The organism is Nesterenkonia sp. AY15, from assembly GCF_022565855.1.
Classification (GTDB): domain Bacteria; phylum Actinomycetota; class Actinomycetes; order Actinomycetales; family Micrococcaceae; genus Nesterenkonia.
The window spans coordinates 243583-260970 of sequence record NZ_JAJOYV010000002.1 but is presented as its reverse complement, the minus strand read 5'-3'; the positions used below and the strand labels follow the sequence as shown (position 1 = coordinate 260970).

Below are 17388 nucleotides of genomic sequence, written 5' to 3'. Positions count from 1 at the left end.
GCTCGGAGCGTTCAGCTTGGATGACACGCTGAAGGGGCCCCGTGGCTCCAGGGTCTGCACACCATCGGATCCGTCGCCCTGCACGAGGGGAGGGCATCTGCGATGCCGCATTGATGCCGCTTCACTTGCGACGCCGAAAGGGTGCGAAGTGGATTCGACGAACTGCAAGGCGGTTGTCGATCCGAGTCACATCAGGAGAGACCCACGTGGCGAGGCTGGCCTGCTTCTTCTCAGCCAGTGATCTCACATAACCGGTGAACACCGCAGTGTTGCCGGTGATGGTGACGATCACGTGGCTCGCGTCGATCTTCTGGTTGAGAGACATCGCCTTCTTGACCCGGTCCGCGGCATTTTCGATGGGGGTCCGCACCCGGAGCGTGGTCTGGTCCTCCACATGCTCCACGCCAGCGACGTTCTCAACGGCCCGTTTCGCGAGTTCGCGTTGGAAGTTCCAGTCCACCTGACCGGTGAGAACTGCTGTGAAGTTCTCCACCCGGGCTTCGATCGTGCTGGGGCTGTTCGTTGATCGCGCCAGAGCCTTCACGATCGCGGCATTGGCTTCCGATTGGATGTTCGATTCCTGAGTATGCGTGAGCGGGGTCCGGTCGTCGGCCGTTTCCAGTTCATGTTCGAATGCGGTCTGTTCGCTGGGTTTCACAGGCGCTCCCTAAACTCATGGCTCGCTGTTTCGCGGAGCTCACTCCACTGTGGCGGGTATCGCACAGGTGACACAGGGCCATTGGTCCCACAGTGCTGCTGGCAGCACCGAAGGAGATCTCGGTTGCCACGGTGATCCTGCCGTGGAGCGGGTCCGTGCGGCTGGTTCGTGCAGGAAGTGCTGCTCCGGGGGTGACTGTGGACTGGCGGTCGGTCAGAATGCAGGTATGCGATGGAGGCTGAAGCCTGCATCGCTGTGCAGGTCAGATGACTGGTGATCAGACCAATCTCGTGTGGAAGGGGATGTAGTGGAGCTGTCGGTGAAGAGCGAAACCGCCCAATACCTGGTTCAGGAGCTGATCCGCGCGGGAGTGTCCAAGGTTGATGCCTCTGTGCTGGCGCGCGGCATGTACTCCTCCGATGCGAGCCTGTATCGCGTGGTGCCTACGGTGGTCGTCCGGCCCCAACACGTCGACGAGCTCCACGCCGTCCATGAGATCTCGCGATCGGTGGGCGCGCCGGTCACGATGCGCGGGGCCGGCACCTCGATCGCGGGCAATGCCGTGGGCGAGGGGATCGTCGTCGACACCCGAGACCTCAAGCGCATCATCTCCATCGACCCGGATGCCCAGACCGCCACCGTCGAGCCGGGGGTGGTGCACGCGGACCTGCAGCGCGCAGCGGCACCGCATGGCCTGCGCTTCGGCCCCGACCCCTCGACCCATTCGCGGTGCACCATCGGCGGGATGATCGGCAACAACGCCTGTGGTTCCCGCGCACTCGGATACGGTCGCACCGCGGACAACGTCGAGGCGGCCACCGTGCTCTTCGGCAACGGAGAGGTGGGCAGCTTCGACTCACGCAGCGGCACGGCGCAGGGAGTGACGGCGGAGAAGCTGCTCGGCCTGGCCGAGGGCAATCTGGCTCATGTCCGCACTCGGTTTGGGCAGTTCAGTCGCCAGGTCTCCGGTTACAGCTTTGAGCACCTGCTGCCCGAGAACCGGAGGCGCATCGAGCGGTTCCTGGTGGGCAGCGAGGGCACGCTGGCAACGGTGCTCGAGGCCGAGGTGCGATTGGTCGTCGATGACCCCCGTCGGCTCCTTCTTGTGCTCGGCTACGACTCGGTCAGCGAGGCAGCCGACGCTGTCCCGCACATCCTTGACGCGGTCCACAGCGAGTTCGGGCCCAACAGCCTGATCGCCTGTGAAGGCATGGACTCCCGACTGGTAGCTCTGGTCCGCTCGGCCGGAAAGCCCGTCCCGCAGCTGCCCGGAGGCCAGAGCTGGCTGTTCGTAGAGGCAGCAGGAGAGGCGGCGAGCGCGGTCATCGAGAAGGTCAGGACCGCGTCCGCTGCCGTGGACACACGATTCATCGAGAGTCCCGCCGAGGCCGCCGCGCTGTGGAAGATCCGGGAGGACGGGGCGGGACTGGCCGGGATCAGTCTGGCCACCCCGGCGCATTCGGGGTGGGAGGACTCCGCGGTGCCCCCGAAGCACCTCGGCGCGTGGATGCGAGACTTCGAATCGCTGCTGGAGGAATTCGGCCTCCATGGCTACCCCTACGGTCACTTCGGCGACGGATGCATCCACTGCCGCATCGACTTTCCCTTCCAGCACGGAGATCCTTCCAGCACCGGGGTGTTCCGAGAGTTCATGCTGGCCTGCGCTGAACGGCTCTCCGTCTACGGCGGATCGCTATCAGGGGAGCACGGTGACGGACGCGTGCGCTCAGAGCTGCTGCCCTTCATGTACGACGAGACCTCCCTGGATCTCTTTGCCCAGGCGAAACGGATCTGCGACCCGCAGAATCTGCTGAACCCCGGGATCATCACGGGTCCGCAGACCGACGGCGCCCGAGCGGGCCAGCCCGGCGGCACCGGCGCCCGGCCCAACACCGAGGACATCCGCCCCACCCGGCCGAAGCAGACCCTGCCCTGGCCCGGACTGCTGATGACTCACGACGACGGCGACTACGGTGCCGCTGTGCACCGCTGCTCCGGCGTCGGCCGCTGCGTGGCGCCGAAGACCAACGGGGTCATGTGTCCCTCCTATCTGGCGACCACTCAGGAGAAGGACTCGACCCGGGGCCGGGCCCGCGTCCTCCAGGAGGCCATGGACGGGACGCTGGTGCACGGGCTCGCCGACCCCGCGGTGCACGAAGCCTTGGACCTGTGCCTGTCCTGCAAGGGCTGCGCCTCGGACTGTCCCGCCGGGGTGGATATGGCCGCCTACAAGGCCGAGGCGCTGCACCAGAAGTACGACCGTGACGCAGACGGGCTCCCGCGGCGCCGGCTGCGCCCGCGCAGCCACTATGTCCTGGGACGACTCCCCGTCTGGGCGAAGCTGGCCGCACCGGTGGCGCCCGTGGCGAACCTGATGATGAAGCTGACCCCGCTCGCCGCGGCAGCGAAATGGGTTGCCGGCATCGATCAGCGCCGGTCCGTGCCGAGGTTCGCGCGCCGGACGCTGCGCCGAGCCGAGCAGAAGCTGAGCCCCACCAACAGTGCCAGTCCCAACAGCACCGACCGGCCCGACGTATGGGTCTGGGCCGATTCCTTCACCAACCACTTCTTTCCCCAGTCCGGGCTGGCGGCGATCGAATACCTGCAGTCACAGGGCCTCGAGGTGCGGCTGATCCAGAAGGAGGGCTGCTGCGGGCTGCCGTGGATCTCGACCGGTCAGCTGGACCAGGCCCGTCGGCGGATCACCCAGGCCGTCGAGGTGCTCGCCCCCTATGTCAGTTCAGGGGTGCCGGTGATCGGCCTGGAGCCCAGCTGCCTGGCCACGCTGCGCAGTGACGCGCTGGAGCTCTCCGACAGCGAGCAGACCAGAACCGTCGCTGCGGGAGTGCTCACCTTTGCCGAGCTGCTCACCCGTCTGGAAGGCGAGGGCCGGGTGCGGCTGCCTGACCTGAACGGGGTCGACGTCGTCGCGCAGCCGCACTGCCACCAGTCGGCGATCATCGGGTGGGAAGCTGACCGGGCGCTGCTGGAGAAGGCCGGCGCCGAGATCACCAAGGTCGCGGGATGCTGCGGGCTCGCCGGGAACTTCGGCGTGGAGAAGGGTCACTATGAGACCTCCGTCGCAGTCGCCGAGACCTACCTCATGCCAGCGGTGCGGGACCAGCAGCAGCGTGGTGGGGACACCGTGGTCCTCGCGGACGGGATGTCCTGCCGGATCCAGCTCGATGACCTCGCTGATGTTCCGGCGATGCACCTCGCGGAGCTGCTGAACGCACGGAAGTGATGTCTGCGGCGTCAACTCACGCGGGGTCTCGATGACATCGGGCCTGGTGCCGTTGAGACCTCCCGGCGCCGGATGCCGCGGATGAGCAGGTAGCCAGCCAGCCAGCCAGAACTCCCCGATTCCTGTGGGAATGGTCATCGCCTCAGCAACGACGTCGAGGTCGGGCAGGAACGGGGATCCCGAACGCGCTGAACGTGTACCCGACGCCGCCCACGATCAGGAGCCAGTCCAGGGGTCGGGGCATCCACTGTGATTCCAGCACCAGCGGACCCATCGGGGTGAGCCACAGACCGAAGAAGATCGCCGTCGCGTCCCGGATGTTCGCGCTGAAGGCGTAGGCGAACTGAACGGTCGCCTCGGCGGCGCCTCCCGGCGCCAAGCCGGGGTACGCCGGCGACACTCTGCGCGGTGGCGATGATAGCCGCGCTCGTGAGGATCGCAACAGCGTTCACGAGTCCGAAGGCTATGACGGCTCCCGCCGCAACCACGTTGACAGTGCGGAAGAGCCTGAACAGCCACAGCGCGACGAGGGCCTGGGTGAGAACGATTCCGAGCCTAAGGGCGATGCCTGCGCGAGCGAGCGAGTCATTGTCGACCAGCTGGCCGAGGGTGACGTCGAGCTTCGCAGGTTTGATGCGACCGGCCCCGCCGAATGGCGACGCCTGGTGCGCGAACGCTGCCTGGTCTCGCGGGAGATCATGCTGAGCCATCCGTGAGCTTCGAGCCTCATGGTGTCGGGCTCGAGTGTTCCGTTCGGCGCCCTTCGTCGATACGAGGCTGTTGTGGCGACGTTCGTCGAGGGCGACTTCAGCTATCACCTGGCCCACCGCGCCCTGCATGCGTTGGGAAGCATGATCCTCGGATTCGTCCAGGAGCCCTTCAGCGCGCCGGCGGGTCAGATCGACGGCGTGGCGGACCCGGCGAGCTCGGCCAGCTTCGCGACGATGATGCTCCACCTCGCAGCTATGGCAGAGGCGGAGGTGCGCTCGGCGCACGACCTGATCCTGGGGTGGTGGGACAGTCAGGCAGAGTTCGAGTTCACCCTCGACCTGCTGCTGGACGGGCTGGCTCGGTTAAAGGCCGCTGAAGAGACCTGTGACAACGTCCCGGCCAAGCCCTGACGGTAGTAAGCGGAGCTGGATGCTGCGGCTCCGGCACACATCCTCTCGTGAGAGCGGACTGAACCCTATCTGCTCGATTGCCTCGTGCAGTCTCGGGGAGGGGCATGAATCGTGACTCCATCGGTGTGCTGTGACCCTTGGTCTAGATCCTCGCGGGTACCCCGCGTAGCATTCGATCAACGGACCAGTTCCATCGCAGGAAGAAGGGACCATCGCCGTGAAGATTGCGACCACCGAGGACACCTGTGTTGCAGCCGGACAATGTGTGCTGTCAGCACCGAACGTGTTCGCACAGCGTGCCGACGACGGCAAAGTGGAGCTGCTCAATGAGAGTCCTCCCGAAGCAGAGCACGACCTTGTCCGAGAAGCTGCGGACTTCTGCCCATCCGCGTCCATCCACATACGGGAGTAGAGCCCAGAGCGTTGTGGGCCCGGCGGATCCACCAAGACGCTCGCGAGGGGTACAGCTTCAGGCGACATGGTGTGCCAGACCGATGGTGCTTCTGTGGAGTGCAAAGTTGCGCCCCGATGACTCATCGCAGGCGGTTGATGAGACCGCGTCGGGTGAACTGGAGCCGGATCCGGTGGTCGTGCCCGGGGTCTCAGAGTCAGAGGCGTGCCGGGCGGAGTAGCCGGGTTGCCGGTTCCCGACTCGAGACCGGGAAGCGGGACCAGCACTTCCGGGACGGGCTCGGTCACATCTGAGGCGGGTGACGTCGTGCGGGGTGTGTGAGAACGGGGCGCTCCGGTCACTTGTAGTCCTGCGCTTCAGCATCGTTCAGGAGGTGGTCAGGGAGACGACTGCCGGGGGCGCGGCTCCGGATCTCCAGCAGGGTGCGGGTATGCGTCCAGAGCTCACGGTCCTCCTCGCTGACTGGCTCCCATGGAGGAACGGGGACAGAAGTTCCGTTCTCGTCGCGGGCGACCATGACGGTGATGCAATTCGTGGTCTGGGTGAGTTCGCCGCCCTTGGGGTCTCCCGAGCGGACCTCCACGGCGATATGCATGCCCTTGTTGCCGGTGTAGATCAGTCGGGCTTCCACCTCGACGAGGTCCCCGATGCGCAGCGGGCGGGTGAAGCGGATCCCGCCGGAGAACACCGCCACAGTGTCTCGGCCGCAATAGCGGGACGAGCAGAGGTAGGCGGCGGTGTCGATCCACTCCATGACGACGCCGCCGTGGACCTTGCCGCCCCAATTCACGTCCGTGGGTTCTGCCAGGAAACGCAGCGTGACGCGTTCGGCGGTGCCTGCGTCGGTGTAGCGCTGGCTCTTCAGCGCCGCCGTGATTGCATTGCGGATGGGGACGCGTGACATGGCGTAATCGCGGGCACGCTGCTGCTCCAGGGTGTGGGGGACGAATTCCGGCACCGGCGTGGCGTGGCCGTTCGCGTCCACCGCCACGAAGATGACGAGGCAACGGGCGCGCTCCTCGAGGTGTCCCGTCTTGGGGTCGCCAGAGCGGACCATCGTTTGGATATGCATCGAGGTCCGGCCCGTGTAGAGCACGGTGCCGGTGACTTCCACCATCTCGCCGACTTGGACCGGATCGTGGAAGTGGATGTTGCCGACGTAGGCGGTCACACAATAGCTGCCGGACCAACCGGTGGCCGCAGCGAAGGCCGCCTTGTCCACCCATTCCAGGACCCGACCGGCATCAACGGTCCCGGCCTTGCCGCGGTCCGTGGGCGCGGCAAGGAAACGCAGAGTGACCTCGTGACGCTGGCCGCTGCCGCTCGTCCGGGTGGCCATCGCTGAGGGATCAGGTCCGACTTGCACCGGGCTGGCGCGCGAATGTGTTCCATTGGGGTTCAGACTGGAACTCGAGTTCATTTCAGGCCGGTCTCCTGTCCGCGCATCAGCGCCTTGAAGGCCATGACTCCCTCGTCCATAGGCCTGACCCGCAGCACATTCGTTGTGGGTTCGATCGTTTCCGGCTGTGTGATGGCCAGGTCGAACGTCGGCAGACCCCAGAGGATATGGATGCTGTAGGTGCGGTGGCGTTTCGATGCTCTCAGCCACGACCACGACCACGACCACAACCGCAGACGTGGCCGGTCCCGCAACGCGTTCCCTGCTCGGGGGTTGGCGCGGCAGGGATGGGACTGGCGACCTGGGTGAGAGGACGACCAGGAGTGAATTCGTGCCCACGGCTCATGGGTCGCCGCAGCTTCGTGGAACATCACGGAAGCACCCCCCCTCTCCAGTCGCCCTGGGAGCGAGGCGCTCTCACCTCAGGGAGATACGTCAAGACTACGCGAGAGCCGTGTGCACAACGTCGGGATTTTCGTCCTACAGGGCCGAGTTCAACGGTGAAGACGTCTGAATCTCCACGCTCGGGGTCCTCGACGCCCGGCGCGCGCCCGGTAGGGTGATCATCAGGCGCTGACATGGATCAATGCGGCTGATCAGTAGTAGTACGGGAACTCAGACCAGTCGGGTTCGCGCTTGGCGAGGAAGGCGTCGCGGCCCTCCACCGCCTCATCGGTCATGTATCCCATACGGGTGGCCTCCCCGGCGAAGACCTGCTGGCCGGCGAGACCGTCGTCGGGGGCGTTGAAGGCGAACTTCAGCATCCGGATGGCCTGCGGGGACTGCCTGGCGATGTCGGTGGCGTAGCCCAGGGCGACCTCCTCCAGCCGCTCGTGGTCGACCGCCTCGTTGACCGCGCCGGCGGCCACCATCTCTTCGGCCGAGTGTTCACGAGCCAGGAAGAAGATCTCGCGGGCCTTCTTCTGACCCACCTGGCGGGCCAGCAGCGCCGAGCCGTAGCCGGCGTCGAAGGAGCCCACGGTGGCGTCGGTCTGCTTGAACTTCCCGTGCTGCGATGAGGCGATGCTCAGATCGGCGACCACGTGCAGCGAGTGCCCGCCACCGGCCGCCCAGCCGTTGACCACGGCGATGACGACCTTGGGCATGGTGCGGATGAGCCGCTGAACCTCGAGGATGTGCAGCCGCCCGGCTCGGGCGGGGTCGATGGTCTCGGCGGTGTCGCCCTCGGCGTATCGGTACCCGTCACGGCCACGGATGCGCTGGTCCCCGCCGGAGCAGAAGCTGTGCCCGCCGTCCTTGGGGGAGGGTCCGTTGCCGGTGAGCAGCACCGCACCCACGTCTGGGGTCATCCGGGCATGGTCCAGGGCACGGTAGAGCTCATCCACGGTGCCGGGCCGGAAGGCATTGCGCACCTCGGGGCGGTCAAACGCGATGCGCACCGCTGGGAGATCTGCGGTGATCGTTCCGTCCTCGTCGCGCTGCACGCGCCGGTGGTAGGTGACGTCGGTGAAGTCGAATCCCTCCACGGTGCGCCACTGCCACGGGTCGAAGATGTCGGAGACCTTCGCGGGCAGGCTGGGGACGGTCGGGCTGCTGGGGGTATCGGATCCGGTCACATGGCCGAGTCTACCGAGGAGCATGGGTGCGTCGTCGTCATGATCTCGCTCGCGGATCTTCGCGACGCTCTACGATGTCTCGGGAGAGAGTGGGCCTGGACCACAGTCAAAGCCGCTGATGAGGCGGTGCTGGAGAGGGAGAGCATGACCGGGAAGCGTTTCACCGAGGAAGCCTGGGCGAGCACGGAGGCAATCCGTGCCGAGATCGAGAAGCTGCCGTTCCTGCAGCAGCTCGAAGACGGGTCGCTGCCGCGGGCGACCTTCGAGCACTATATGGGCCAGGACGCGCTGTACCTGACCGAATACGCCCGGGCGCTCGCCGCCTGCGCCGTTCAGTCCACCGACCCAGAGCACATCATGTTCTGGTCGCGAGCCGCCGCCGGCGCGATCGAGGAGGAGCGTGCGCTGCACGCGACCCATGTGGTGGACTTCTCCGCGGTGCAGCCCTCACCGACCACCGTCGCCTACACCTCCTACGAGCTCGCCCTGGTCTCGGCCGGCTCGCTGCCGGTGCTGGCGGCGTCGGTGCTGCCCTGCTTCTGGATCTACGACGACGTCGGCACGCGTCTCAAGGCCCGGGTCGGGACCCTCGATGGGCACCCCTACGCGGACTGGATCAGCGCCTACGGGGATCCGGAGTTCCACGAGCTCACCGAAGCTGCCAAGCAGGTCGTCGACGAGCTGGCGGAGACCGCCAGCGAGCAGACCCGGGCCGCGATGCACGCCGCCTACCGCCGGGCGAGTCAGTACGAGTGGATGTTCTGGGACTCAGCCCACCGGCAGGAACGCTGGCCGGTCGGCTGAGCGAGGCTGTCATTCACCGACTCGGCGGCCCCTCGCAGCCTCCCGAGCAGGGGGATCAGTCGGGCCTCTGAACCAGGAAGATCATCTCCGGGGAGTCATCGCTGAGCTCTTCGCGGTCCCAGTCGCCCCAGAGCTGAACCGGGCGGAACCCGGCGGCGCTCAGCGTCTGGCGCAGGACCGACAGCGGCCGGTAGCGCAGCGTCTCCTCGGCGATGAGCTCACGGGAATCGGGCAGGATGTTGTGCGCCTGGGCGGTGATGAGCGCGCCGTCCGCCGGGTCCTCGGTGACGCGGACGATCTCCATCCAGGAGGTGAACTCTCCGCCGTCGGGGTGCGGCTGGGTCTCCCGGGTGGACTCCGGATCCCAGGCGTCGAGCTCCAGCGCGGCCGGGTTGCGCACCTCGAAGGCCAGATGCCCGCCGGGCCTCAGCGCCTGGAAGGCGTGGTCCAGCACGGCCTCCCAGTCGGCCCGGGTGAGGAAGTACTGCGCCACGTGGCCCTCCATGACGACCAGGTCCGCCGCCTGCGCCTCCAGCTGATCGGCGAAGCCGTGGATCCAGCGCGGCGGCGGAGTCAGCTGCGACTCGGCGGTCCGGGAGCGAGCGACGTCGATCATCGCCGCCGCCGGGTCCACACCGGTGACCTCGATGCCATGCTCGGCCAGCAGGATCCCGAAGACCCCGGTGCCGCAGCCGATATCGGCCACGCGGGCGGCACCGAGCTCCTGGGCCAGCTCGAGGTAGAACTCGTGGTCCCAGCCCCCGGAGTTCTCCACGTCATAGATCGCCACAAGCTCCGGGTCCGTCACCCAGGCGAAGGCCGGGTCCACCTCCGGGGCTGAATGTCGGCTCGAGCTGCCCGGCTCCGCAGGATCCCCGGGGCTTTCGGTCTCGGCAGGGCTCATCGGCGCGGCTGGCTTGCGCTGGGAATCTCAACGGCGCTGTGAATCTCACCGGCGCCCAGACGCTCGCTTGCGCCGAGGTGATGCGCGATGAACGCGTAGTCCCAGGCGCGTTCCTTCCAGGTCTCATACCGGCCCGACGCCCCGCCGTGGCCGCCTTCCATCTCGATCTTCATCACCACGGGGGCCTCGCCGCGCTGGTGCTCGCGCAGCACCTGCACCCATTTCGCGGGCTCCACGTAGAGCACCCGGGTGTCGTTGAGGCTGGTCACCGCCGCGATCGCCGGGTATGCCAGGTCGCGGACATTCTCATAGGGCGCGTAGGACTTCATATAGCGGTAGACCTCCGGGTCGGTGATCGGGTTGCCCCATTCCTCCCACTCCAGCGCCGACAGCGGCAGCTCCGGGTCCAGGATGGTGGTCAGGTTGTCCACGAAGGGCACCTGCCCCAGGATCGCCACATACTTCTCCGGGGCGAGGTTGGCAACCGCTCCCATCAGCAGTCCGCCGGCGGAGCCGCCCAGCGCGGCGACCCGTGCCGGATCAGCCCAGCCCTGGGTGATCAGGTGATCGGTGGCTGCGATGAAGTCGGTGAAGGTGTTGGTCTTCTTCAGCTTCTTGCCGTCCTCGTACCAGCCGCGGCCCAGCTCACCGCCGCCCCGGATATGCGCGATCGCGAAGACGACCCCGCGGTCCAGCAGCGACAGCCTTGGGATTCCGAAGCTTGGATCCATGCTCATCTCATAGGAGCCATAGCCGTAGACCAGCGTCGGATTCGTGCCATCGGCTGCGACATCGCGATGATGCAGCACCGTGACCGGAATCGCGATCGCCGAGCCGTCCGCGCGGGTGTCCCCGCTGGGTGCCCAGATCCGGGTGGCGCGGTAGGCGCCGAGATCCACGTCGTTCACCGGGGTCTCCCGGCGCAGGAGCGGCTCCGCGGTCTCATGGTCGATGTCATAGATCCGGGTCGGGGTCAGCCAGGACTCATACGCCACCCGGAACAGCGGCGCCTCGTACTCCGCGGCGATCACCGCACAGGTGTAGAGCTCCTCGTCGAACTCCGGGCCGGGCAGCGTCGAGGTCGGCACCGGGTCGGCGCCGGCGAGCGCCGCGCGCAGCTGCTCCAGGTTGAGCAGCTGGATGGACTCGATGGTGTCCCGGCGGGCGGTGACGATGATCTGCGCGGCGGTGACGCTCACGCCTTCGAGCTTGACCGTCTCCTCATGCGGCAGCACCGGCCGACCCAGGTCCAGCGGCCGGTCAGCGCTCGGCGCGGCGTTCGGGTCCTGGGCGGTCAGCGCCGCGGCTGTGGTCACCGAGAGGGCGTTGTTCGGTCCGGACTGGTTGTGTGTGACCAGCAGCAGGCGCTCGCCGTCGAGCTCGATCGGGTCGATGCTGTGCAGCAGGCGCTGCTCGGCGCTGATCAAGAGCACCGGCTCCGCCTGCGGGTCGGTGACGTCGAGGAGCCGGGACTCGTCGTACTCGGAGTTCCCGGAGATGATCACCAGTTCACGCTTGTCCGCGGAGAGCCCGACGCCGGTCCAGAGCTGCTCGTCGCTGACCTCCAGGATCAGCCGATCCTGCTCCGCGTCGGTGCCCAGGGTGTGCATGTACAGCTGGTGGGGCCGCCACGCGGCGTCGGCCACCATGTAATAGGCGCGCGCGCCGGAGGGCTCCAGCACGGGTCCGCCGTGGACGTTGCTGATCTGCTCGGGCTGGTTCTCCCCGGTGGTGAGGTCGCGGAAGCGCACGGTGTAGTGCTCGTCGCCGGAGGTGTCCTCGGAGTAGGCCAGCAGCGTCCCCTCGGCGTTCAGCGACATCCCGCCGAGCTGGTAGAAGGGGTGCTTCGCGGCCTCGGCGTTGGTGTCGAAGAAGGTCTGTTCACCAGGGAGGACGACGCCGGCCTCGACCTGCGGCGGGGTCCAGGACCCGCGCTCGACGTCGTTCTGCTCGGTCTCCGCTGCGCTGCCGGCGGCGACCCGGCAGTACACCGGGTGCTGCTCGCCTTCGATGGTGCGGGTGAAGTACCACCAGTCTCCGCGGCGAGAGGGGACCGAGAGGTCGGTCTCCACCGTGCGGTGCTTGATCTCGTTGAAGATCGTCTCGCGCAGCGGCTTCTGCGCGGCGGTCACCGCATCGGCGTAGGCGTTCTCGGCGTGCAGATGTGCCAGGACCTCGGGGGAGTCCTTGTCCCGCAGCCATTCGTAGTGATCCACGAAGGTGTCCCCGTGATGGGTGCGTTCGGTGGGGACCTTCTTGGCCTGCGGGGCAGTTGAATCAGACATGCCGCCATTCAATCAGACCGCCGAAGTCCGCATCACTCCCCGGCGCGGACCAGCCCGCACTCATAGGCGTAGACCACCATCTGGGTCCGGTCGCGCAGCGCCAGCTTGGTCAGGATCCGCGACACATGGGTCTTCACGGTCTGCTCGGCGAGAAAGAGCTCAGCGGCGATCTCCGCGTTCGACCGGCCACGGGCGACCGCGGTCATCACCTCCTGCTCACGCTCGGTGAGCTCGGAGAGCAGCCGCGACTGGACCGGGGTCGCCGTCGGGCGGGCAGCATAGTCCGCGATCAGGGTGCGGGTGATCTTGGGCGAGAGCAGCGCGTCGCCGTCGGCCACCACCCGGACGGCCTGGACCAGCTCCTCCGGGGTGGCATCTTTGAGCAGGAAGCCGCTGGCTCCGGCGCGCAGCGCGTCGAAGACGTACTCATCGGCGTCGAATGTGGTCAACATCAGGATCCGCGGGGGAGTCCCTTCCATGCTGAGGATCTGCCGGGTGGCCTCGAGACCATTGACCTTCGGCATCCGGATGTCCATCAGCACGACGTCTGGGGTGGTGCCGCGCACCACCTCCTCGATCCCCTCACCATCGGCGGCGGTGCCGGTGACCGTGATGTCCACCTGAGCGTCGAGCAGGGCGGCGAAGCCGGCGCGGATCATCGACTGGTCATCGACGATGAGCACCCGGATGGCAGAGCCGGAGAGCGGGGCCGAGGAGTCGGCGGAGACGGCGGGGGGCATGCTTCAACGCTACCCCGGTACCGCGCTCGCCGATGCCTATGGTGTGATGTGAACACCATGCCTCCCCAGCCCAGGATTCCTCAGTGCACAGCCCTCGACCTGAATCCCTGACCCGACGGCTCCTGCGCGACAGCGCCTATGTGTTGCCGGGGCTGCCGATCGCGCTCTTCGGCGCCAGCCTGCTGATGACCCTGCTGGCGGTCTCCATTGCGACGGCGCCGCTGTGGGTGGGTGCCCTGGTGCTTCCGCTGGCCCTGGTCACAGCCTCGGAGTTCGCGGAGCTCTCCCGGCGTCGGCTGCGGATCTGGGGCGCGGTGCTCGCCCCGGTGAGCTATCGGCCCAGGGACCCGGGCCTGGCCGGTCGACTGCGCCCGGTGGCCGACCCTCGCCGCTGGCTGGATCTGATCTTCGAGATGATCCTCGCGCTGCCGGTGCGGCTGGTGACCTTCGTCGTGGCGGCCCTCTGGATCCTGATGGGCCCGGTGGGGCTCACCTACTTCTTCTGGTCCCGATTCATCCCCGGGGAACGGGGCCTGATCCGAATCCTGGAGCTGATCGAACCCGCGCTGGTGCCGGCCAGCGGGTTCTGGCAGTACGTGCTGGATGCCGCCGTGTTCTTCATCCTCGGCGTGGTCTTCCTGGTCACCCTGCCCGCCGTGATGCGCGGGCTGGCCGCACTGGATGCGCTGCTGGCCACGAGCCTGCTCGGCGCAGGCGGCCGGGGCCGACTGATCCCGCTGGAACACCCCCAGGCGCATCCGCTGGAGCGCACGCTCTCCCGCGCCGCCGTGGGTCGCCCGGGAGCCCGGGTCGAGGAGTCCTCAGCCTCCTTCAGCGCCGCCGCCTGGTCCTGGATCGGGATCTGCTTCGCCGCGGTGGTGCTCTTCGTGGTGGCCTGGCCGCTCACCACCACGGTCTATGGGATCCACCCGGCCTTCGCCCTGGTGCTGACCCTGGGGCACTGCCTGAGCCTGGTGCTCACGCTGAAGTTCCCCTGGGCCGGGATCGGCGCCTCGGTCCTGGTCTCGGCGGCACTGATGGGCGCCACCGCGGAGGCAGGGGTGGGGATCTGGCCCTGGCCGGTCACCGCGATGCTCATCCAGTGCGGGGTGATCCTGGTCGCGGCGCTGCGCGAACCCTGGTACTGCGCGGCCAGCGGCTGGGCGGCCAGCGCGCTGCTCACGTTCGCGGCCATCGTCATGGCGGCCCCGGAGCTTCCTGACGGGGCGGTGAGCACCGGCATCGTGTTCGCCTCGGTCGGCGGGGGCGTCGCCGTGCTCGGCAGCCTGACCCGGCAGTGGATCCGCGACGCCGACCGGCTGGAGGTCTCCGAACGCACCAGCGCCCAGCAGAGCCGGCGTCGTCGGGAGCTCGAGGAGCGCAACCGGATCGCCCGGGAACTCCACGACGTGGTCGCCCATTCCATGTCGGTGATCAGCGTGCAGGCCGCAACCGCCCGCTACCGGCTCCCTTCCATCACGCCGGAGGCGCAGCAGGAGTTCGAGGAGATCGCCCGGTCCTCGCGGCAGGCGCTGGGGGAGATGCGGATGCTGCTGGGCACCCTGCGCAGCGAGGAGGAGGCACCGACCGGGCCGACCCCGGGGCTCGCGGAGATCTACTCGCTGGTCGAAGCCACCCGCGCCTCCGGCACCCCGATCCGGGTCACCGGGCTCGACGTCGTGGAGGCGTCCTCCGCCGTCGGCCTCGCCGCCTACCGGATGGTCCAGGAGGGGCTGAGCAATGCGCTGCGCCATGCGCCCTCCTCCACGATCGAGGTCAGCGCCGAGCTGATCGGAGAGTCCGACAAGGATTCGGAGCCCGCCGACACCCGCCACCTGCTGATCCAGGTGCGCAACACCGCCCCGCCGCACCCGGTCTCGGTGCCCGCGCCGGGCGCCGGCCTGGGACTGGAGGGCATCCGGGAGCGGGTCAGCGCCGTCGGCGGCACGGTGGAGACCGGGGAGACCCCGGACGGCGGATACTTCATCCGCGCCTCCTTCCCGCTGTGAACCCCGCGCACCCCCTACCCGGGTAGGGGGTGAAGATGGCTCCGCCGGGTGACGCGCGGGAGGTCTCAGCTCGATAACGTAGGAGCATGACAATCACTGAGACACGGTCGGAGGCCGCGCAGGGCCGCCCCGAGCGGGTGCGCCCAGCAGGTAACAAGCAGGTCAACGAATTCTTCGAACTCGCCCAGCGGGTCAAGGATGAGGGCCTGATGGACCGCGGCGCCTCCAGCTACGTGCTCCGCGTGATCGTGCTGACCCTGGCCTTCGCCGGTGCCTTCGTGGCGATGTTCACCCTCGGTGACAGTCTCTGGCAGCTCGCCCTCGCCGCGTTCTTCGGGATCGTGCTCACCCAGGTCGCCTTCCTCTCCCACGACGGCGCACACCAGCAGGTATTCCGCACCGGCAAGCGCAACGAGTGGTTCGGCCGGGTCACCGGCAACCTCATCGTGGGCCTGTCCTACGGCTGGTGGACCAAGAAGCACGGCAGGCACCACGCCAACCCGAACACCATCGGCAAGGATGGCGACATCGCCCCCGGCGCCCTGGTCTTCGTCGCCGAGGACGCTGCGCAGCGCACCGGCTTCATGGGCTGGCTCGCCCGCCGTCAGGGCTGGATGTTCTTCCCGCTGCTGACCCTCTTCGCGATCGCGCTGCACTACAACGCGCTCAAGACCGTCTTCACCGCCAAGAAGCTCAAGCGCCGCAAGACCGAGCTGGCCATGCTGGCCGTGCGGCTGATCGGCTTCCCGGTGCTGATCTTCCTGGCCATGAGCCCCGGCCTGGCACTCGGCTTCCTGGCCGTGCAGCTGCTGGTCTTCGGCGTCTACATGGGTGGCAGCTTCGCCCCGAACCACAAGGGCATGCCGATCATCCCCAAGGATTCCGACATGGACTTCCTGCGCCGCCAGGTGCTGACCTCCCGCAACATCAAGGGCGGTCGGGCCATGGATGTGGCCATGGGCGGGCTGAACCTGCAGATCGAGCACCACCTCTTCCCGCGGATGCCCAGCCCCAACCTGCACAAGGTCAAGCCGATCGTTGAGGAGTTCTGCGCCGAGAAGGGCATCAGCTACACCGCGACCGGACTGGTCCAGTCCTACGGAATGGTGGTCACCTACCTCAACCGCGTGGGTCTCGGCTACGCCGACCCGATGGACTGCCCGATCATGAACCAGTACCGCCCCCGCTGACCCTTTCTGGGTCTCGGCAGGCCCGCAGCACGGGGCCCTGCGCACCCGTTGCTCGCCGCCCGGTTCACTTGTGGACCGGGCGGTTCTGCTCTGCCCGGCGAGGAGCCTTCAGGCCTTCCGAGCAGTGCGGGTCAGCCGCCGGGTCTCGCTGGAGAACAGGGGAATCAGCGCCGCGCTGAGCAGAAGTGCCGGCGCGGAGGACAGCGCGGCTCCGGCCAGGAACAGCCACGGTGTCGGTGAGGCGGTCGCCTCGGCCAGCCCATGGCGAGCCACCGGCCCGAGCAGCGCGGCGAGCCCGAGCACGGTGCCCATCACGCCGAGCGTCAGGGACAGTCCCGCCTGACGTCCCCCGGGGATTCCCGGTTCCGCGGGCAGCGGCGCGAGTTCCGGGTCTCGCGCCTCCACGTGATGCACCACGGCTCCGCCGAGCAGCGTCCACGCCGCCACCACCAGGTAGGCCGCCATCATGTCGCTGGGCAGGTGCCAGCCCTCGATATAGATGTAACCGCCCCACCCGGCGGCCCAGAGCCCGGCCAAGACCCCCCAGAAGGCGCGGTCCCGTGGTCGGCAGATCAGGAACGCCGCCGCCGCGGCCCCCGCGGCCATGGTCGTGTGACCGCTCGGAAGCGAGTTGGCCGGCCACTCCGAGCTCAGACTCACCAACGTGGGCCGCCCAGACCAGACCAGCTTGATCACCTGCGTGGTGACATTGGCGCCCAGCGCCACCGCGGCCCCGCACAGCAGGATGAGCCAGCGCTGGTGGGGCCCGCGCTGATGCGCCAGTGCCACGCAGGCCAGCGCTGGCGGCAGCAGGATCCAGGCGGTGATCCAGTCGTTCTGCGGGCTCAGCGGCGGCAGCGGATTCCAGGTCCCGGAGGCGGTGCGCTGCATCATCTGGTCCAGCAGCTGGCCCGGTCCGGTGCGGACCGCGCCGAGGTAGAGCACCCCGAAGAGCGCCACACACAGCAGAAACCCGGCCACCCACCGCTCGAGGTGGAAGGCCGGGTTTCTCTGGTGCAAAGGCATGCGGCTATTCTGCCGCACC

At 67.8% G+C, this 17388-nt stretch carries 14 protein-coding genes and 1 pseudogene; 6 read left to right on the top strand and 9 right to left on the bottom strand.

Annotation, left to right across the window (positions count from 1 at the left end; translation table 11 throughout):
* Window positions 1-121 precede the first annotated feature (121 nt).
* Window positions 122-658, bottom strand: a complete 537-nt coding sequence (locus LSI54_RS05050) for a BON domain-containing protein (RefSeq protein WP_241470608.1) — start codon at window positions 656-658, stop codon at window positions 122-124.
* Between the two features lie 319 nt (window positions 659-977).
* Between LSI54_RS05050 and LSI54_RS05045 the strand changes: the two genes are divergently transcribed.
* Window positions 978-3902 (top strand): FAD-binding and (Fe-S)-binding domain-containing protein, encoded by a 2925-nt coding sequence (locus LSI54_RS05045; protein WP_241470607.1) that lies wholly within the window; start codon window positions 978-980, stop codon window positions 3900-3902.
* 142 nt (window positions 3903-4044) lie between these two features.
* Here the strand turns inward: LSI54_RS05045 and LSI54_RS12975 are convergent, their stop codons facing one another.
* Entirely contained in the window at window positions 4045-4302 is a 258-nt protein-coding gene (locus LSI54_RS12975; protein ID WP_342357799.1) for a DUF4386 family protein, read from the bottom strand.
* Between the two features lie 52 nt (window positions 4303-4354).
* Window positions 4355-4612 (bottom strand): annotated as a pseudogene (locus LSI54_RS13255) (DUF4386 family protein); the annotation flags it as partial.
* 18 nt (window positions 4613-4630) lie between these two features.
* Between LSI54_RS13255 and LSI54_RS05035 the strand changes: the two are divergent.
* Window positions 4631-5023 (top strand): TetR/AcrR family transcriptional regulator C-terminal domain-containing protein, encoded by a 393-nt coding sequence (locus LSI54_RS05035; protein WP_274617527.1) that lies wholly within the window; start codon window positions 4631-4633, stop codon window positions 5021-5023.
* 217 nt (window positions 5024-5240) lie between these two features.
* Window positions 5241-5435 carry a ferredoxin gene (locus LSI54_RS05030; RefSeq protein WP_342357798.1) on the top strand — a complete coding sequence of 65 codons (195 nt, stop codon included), beginning with the start codon at window positions 5241-5243 and terminating at the stop codon, window positions 5433-5435.
* Window positions 5436-5772: 337 nt separating this feature from the next.
* Here the strand turns inward: LSI54_RS05030 and LSI54_RS05025 are convergent, their stop codons facing one another.
* Window positions 5773-6774 carry an acyl-CoA thioesterase gene (locus LSI54_RS05025; protein ID WP_241470605.1) on the bottom strand — a complete coding sequence of 334 codons (1002 nt, stop codon included), beginning with the start codon at window positions 6772-6774 and terminating at the stop codon, window positions 5773-5775.
* A gap of 656 nt (window positions 6775-7430) precedes the next feature.
* Window positions 7431-8435, bottom strand: a complete 1005-nt coding sequence (locus LSI54_RS05020) for a 1,4-dihydroxy-2-naphthoyl-CoA synthase (RefSeq protein WP_241465459.1) — start codon at window positions 8433-8435, stop codon at window positions 7431-7433.
* A 120-nt stretch (window positions 8436-8555) separates the two neighbouring features.
* Here LSI54_RS05020 and LSI54_RS05015 point away from each other — a divergent pair, with 120 nt between their 5' ends.
* Window positions 8556-9215: a TenA family protein gene (locus LSI54_RS05015; protein WP_241465458.1), complete on the top strand. Its 660-nt coding sequence runs from the start codon at window positions 8556-8558 to the stop codon at window positions 9213-9215.
* Between the two features lie 55 nt (window positions 9216-9270).
* Here LSI54_RS05015 and LSI54_RS05010 read toward each other — a convergent pair whose 3' ends face one another.
* Genes LSI54_RS05010 through LSI54_RS05000 form a run of 3 tightly spaced genes read right to left on the bottom strand, consistent with a single transcriptional unit; the run spans window position 9271 to window position 13144 of the window.
* Window positions 9271-10119: a class I SAM-dependent methyltransferase gene (locus LSI54_RS05010; RefSeq protein WP_241470604.1), complete on the bottom strand. Its 849-nt coding sequence runs from the start codon at window positions 10117-10119 to the stop codon at window positions 9271-9273.
* Window positions 10116-12404, bottom strand: coding sequence for a S9 family peptidase (locus LSI54_RS05005; RefSeq protein WP_241477868.1), 2289 nt, complete (start codon window positions 12402-12404; stop codon window positions 10116-10118). The genes LSI54_RS05010 and LSI54_RS05005 overlap by 4 nt, the downstream gene beginning before the upstream one ends.
* 32 nt (window positions 12405-12436) lie before the next feature.
* Window positions 12437-13144, bottom strand: coding sequence for a response regulator (locus LSI54_RS05000; RefSeq protein WP_241465455.1), 708 nt, complete (start codon window positions 13142-13144; stop codon window positions 12437-12439).
* 83 nt (window positions 13145-13227) lie between these two features.
* Between LSI54_RS05000 and LSI54_RS04995 the strand changes: the two genes are divergently transcribed.
* Both LSI54_RS04995 and LSI54_RS04990 read left to right on the top strand, forming a co-directional pair.
* Window positions 13228-15153 (top strand): sensor histidine kinase, encoded by a 1926-nt coding sequence (locus LSI54_RS04995; RefSeq protein WP_241465454.1) that lies wholly within the window; start codon window positions 13228-13230, stop codon window positions 15151-15153.
* Window positions 15154-15239: 86 nt separating this feature from the next.
* Window positions 15240-16343, top strand: coding sequence for a fatty acid desaturase family protein (locus tag LSI54_RS04990; RefSeq protein WP_241477867.1), 1104 nt, complete (start codon window positions 15240-15242; stop codon window positions 16341-16343).
* 108 nt (window positions 16344-16451) lie between these two features.
* On the opposite strand, the gene LSI54_RS04985 is transcribed toward LSI54_RS04990, so the two are convergent.
* Window positions 16452-17369 carry a phosphatase PAP2 family protein gene (locus LSI54_RS04985; RefSeq protein ID WP_241465452.1) on the bottom strand — a complete coding sequence of 306 codons (918 nt, stop codon included), beginning with the start codon at window positions 17367-17369 and terminating at the stop codon, window positions 16452-16454.
* Window positions 17370-17388: the final 19 nt, after the last annotated feature.